This window comes from Frankia sp. CoWAU3 (assembly GCF_977971855.1).
Genome location: NZ_CDWWXB010000012.1, coordinates 28,327 through 31,586 on the forward strand (window position 1 = coordinate 28,327; position 3,260 = coordinate 31,586).

Sequence of the window (3,260 nt, forward strand, 5' to 3'; positions counted from 1 at the left end):
GAGCACGTCGACAAGGGCCGCGTCGTCGGCGACCAGGCTGAAGGGACGGACGGCCCGGGCGTAGCCGTCGGACAGCGCCACCAGCTCCGTGCCGGGTTCCACCGGCATGGTGGTGACGAACGCGTGGTCGGCGGCAGCGGTGACGTCACCGAGGATCCAGGACCCGGCCGCGGTGTTGCGCTGCCGGCGGCGTTCGTGGGTCATCGTGTGTGCCCGTCCGTAGGCCTGCGCGACATCGATGCCGCGTGCCAGCTCGGCGCGGACCGGTTCGAGCAGCGCCTCTTCGACCCCATCGAACTGGGGATCGGTGAAACTGACCACCTCCCCGCCGGGATGACGGAGCAGCACCGGGCTGTCCCCGAGGAGGTACAGATCGAGTAGCGGGCCCCGTTGCCGGGCGAGGGTGATCGTGGCGGTCGGGAACCGACCCGCGGCGAGCCCCAGGCGCCGTCCCTCGGCGCGGACGTGTGCGATCAGCTCCCGCACCACCTCGGGCAGGGATCTATCCCGCCAGGGGACCGTGGCGAGGAAGGCGTCGGCCGCGCCGCTCAGCCAGGCCGCCGAGGACCGGCCGCTGATCGTCGGATCGTCGTGCAGCGGCGTCGCTCCGTCGATCACCCACAGGCCATCGGCGCGGGAACCGGCGGCGTCCTCATCGTGGAGCTTGTCCGACCGGCTGATGGACCGCAGCACACGCACCCGTCGGCCCCCACCGTGGTCATGAGAACTCCGTCATGAGAAACCCCGCCACCACGAGTATCGTCCCGACGACTGCCGCGACGACCCGACGCCGGGCCGGTTCGGTCCCCACGAGCAGGACGTGAAAGCCCCAGAAGACGAGCAACGTCACGCCGCCAGCGAGCGTGAGAAGGCCGGCGGCCGGTCGGGCCGGCTGCCCCGCAGCGATGTTCGCGGCGGTGGTGATGAAGGCGATCACTGCCGCGAGTAACCCCATGATCTCCAGGAATCGACGAGGTCCGTACGCGGTTTGTGCCGGCTTTCGCAATCCGGGTGGCGGACGCGGTGGCCGGACGGCTCGAGCCGTTTATCCGCACCCACGACGGGGTGTCCGTCCTTCCGTCCGACGCAGCGGAATGAGGCGACCGCGCAGGGTTGCGCCGGTCGGTCCGGCGGGTGGCGGTGAAGATCTTCAGGCCAGGACCTAGCATCGAGGTTCGTGGAGCGCTTCGTTGTGACAGGCGGTACCCGGCTGGCCGGCGAGGTCGCCGTCCCGGGCGCGAAGAACTCGGTACTGAAGCTGATGGCCGCGAGCCTGCTGGCCGCGGGCCGGACGATGCTGTCCGCCGTTCCTGACATCCTGGACGTGTCGGTGATGTCCAAGGTGCTAGCGGGGCTCGGTGCGACCGTCGAGCGGGACGCCGCCGGCGGGCGGCTGAGCATTGAGGTGCCCCAGGCTCCGGGCGTCGCGGCCGATGGTGAGCTGGTGCGGCAGATCAGGGCGTCGGTGGCGGTGCTCGGTCCGCTGGTCGCCCGCCGCGGGGAGGCGCGGGTCGCCCTGCCCGGTGGGGACGCGATCGGATCGCGCGCGCTCGACATTCATGTCAACGGCCTGACCAAACTCGGTGCGCTGGTTGACGTCGAGTCCGGAGCCCTCGTCGCGCGCTGCTCCGGCCGGCTGCGGGGAGCCTCGATCTGGCTCGACTTCCCCAGTGTGGGCGCCACCGAGAACCTGTTGATGGCCGGGGTTCTCGCCAAGGGGACGACGGTGATCGACAATGCCGCCCAGGAACCCGAGATTGCCGACCTGTGCGCGATGCTGACGGCGATGGGCGGGCGTATCGACGGGGCGGGATCGTCGACACTGATCATCGACGGGGTCGACCAGCTCACCCCGGTGGAACACCGGACGGTGGCGGACCGCATCGTCGCCGGCACATACGCCATCGGCGCCCTGATGACCGGTGGCGACGTGCTGATCCGGCACGGTCAGGCCGCCCACCTCAGCATCGTCCTGGAGAAGCTGGTGCAGGCCGGTGCCGAGGTCGACGTCCGGGACGACGGATTCCGGGTCGTCGGACGGGGACAACCCCGGTCGATCGACGTGGTGACGCTGCCGTACCCTGGCTTTCCGACTGATCTGCTGCCGCAGATCATCGCGTTGGAGTCGGTTAGCCGGGGTACCTCCCTGATCACCGAGAACATCTTCGACAGCCGGTTCGCCTTCTGCCGCGAGCTGCACAAACTCGGCGCCGACCTGCGTACGGACGGCCACCACGTCATCGTCCGGCCCACCGCGCGGCTGTCCGGCACCCGGGTGACGGCCTCCGACGTGCGGGCCGGCGCGGGTCTCGTGCTCGCCGGCCTGGTTGCGGACGGCGTCACCGAGGTAAGCGACGTCCACCACATCGACCGGGGATACGCCCGGTTTGTCGAGAACATGACGGACCTCGGCGCCGACATCCGCCGGGTCTCCGACCGCGCCGTAGCCTGATTTCACCGGCATCGTCCTGATTCCGCTGGCATCGTGACCCCGCCGGCCCGGCAGGCGGGGTCAGGTGGGCGACTGGCGCGAGCCGAGTAGGTTCACGAGGGCACGGGCGGCTCGGTTCGCGTCCGTGCCGAACACGAGCACGTGGCGGCGGTCCCGCGGCCGGGCGATGATGTTCCCGGCGGCGTCGATGCGAATCGGACCGGCCGGTGCCGTGGCCCAGGTCGAGCGGATACCCCGTGCCCACAGCGCCGCGCGGAGCCGAGTGATCTCGGCGGGGGTGTCCACGGTGGCCACCGGGACGAGCAGACCGAAGTCGTGGCCGGGGACGGAACCGGCCGGCCGCGGCCGTGCCGGAGCATGGGCCCAGCGCCCGATCGCCATCAGCAGGCCGACGGCCAGCAGCGCGATCAGCGGCTCGAGGAGAAGTGCCCCGGCTGTTGCGGGCATCCCGCACCTCCGATCGTGCCGCTCTTCGACGCCACCTTGCATCGTGGCAGACATCCTCGCGACGGACCTGGATCCGGGCCTCGACACCTCCACGGAATCCGACAGAGGAAACATCTCCCGTCAACCGCTGCCACCATTGAGGTAACCAGCCCGACCTCTCTGTGGCCGAACGACGACAGTCCGATGGAGACGAGGGGGTACGTCGCGGTCCGCCCTGGGCGAGCCGCACCTGAGTGCTACCCGCGATCGGCGCGGATAGCTGGTAGCAACGGCGTCACGACAGCGGGGGCGCCGGACGGCCGGGACGGGAGATCACATGAACATCGGCGTGAACGTGGTGAGTCTGGAGTGCTCCGGGGAG

The 3,260-nt window shown here is 70.4% G+C and carries 4 protein-coding genes; 1 reads left to right on the top strand and 3 read right to left on the bottom strand.

Features of this window, described 5'->3' with window-relative positions:
* Positions 1 to 699 (bottom strand): protein phosphatase 2C domain-containing protein (locus AC08ON_RS02765; protein ID WP_476616395.1); only part of this gene is annotated, 699 nt, incomplete at its 3' end.
* A gap of 19 nt (positions 700 to 718) precedes the next feature.
* Positions 719 to 955, bottom strand: a complete 237-nt coding sequence (locus AC08ON_RS02770; RefSeq protein ID WP_476606284.1) for a hypothetical protein — start codon at positions 953 to 955, stop codon at positions 719 to 721.
* A 237-nt stretch (positions 956 to 1,192) separates the two neighbouring features.
* Here AC08ON_RS02770 and murA point away from each other — a divergent pair, with 237 nt between their 5' ends.
* On the top strand, positions 1,193 to 2,452 hold the full coding sequence (murA, locus tag AC08ON_RS02775; RefSeq protein WP_476616396.1) for a UDP-N-acetylglucosamine 1-carboxyvinyltransferase: 1,260 nt from the start codon (positions 1,193 to 1,195) through the stop codon (positions 2,450 to 2,452).
* A gap of 60 nt (positions 2,453 to 2,512) precedes the next feature.
* Here murA and AC08ON_RS02780 read toward each other — a convergent pair whose 3' ends face one another.
* Entirely contained in the window at positions 2,513 to 2,899 is a 387-nt protein-coding gene (locus AC08ON_RS02780) for a hypothetical protein (RefSeq protein ID WP_011438075.1), read from the bottom strand.
* Between the last annotated feature and the right edge of the window lie 361 nt (positions 2,900 to 3,260).

Coding starts and splice junctions, on each gene's coding strand:
- AC08ON_RS02770 (WP_476606284.1), bottom strand. CDS start 955: ATGGGGTTACTCGCGGCAGTGATCGCCTTCATCACCACCGCCGCGAAC.
- AC08ON_RS02780 (WP_011438075.1), bottom strand. CDS start 2,899: ATGCCCGCAACAGCCGGGGCACTTCTCCTCGAGCCGCTGATCGCGCTG.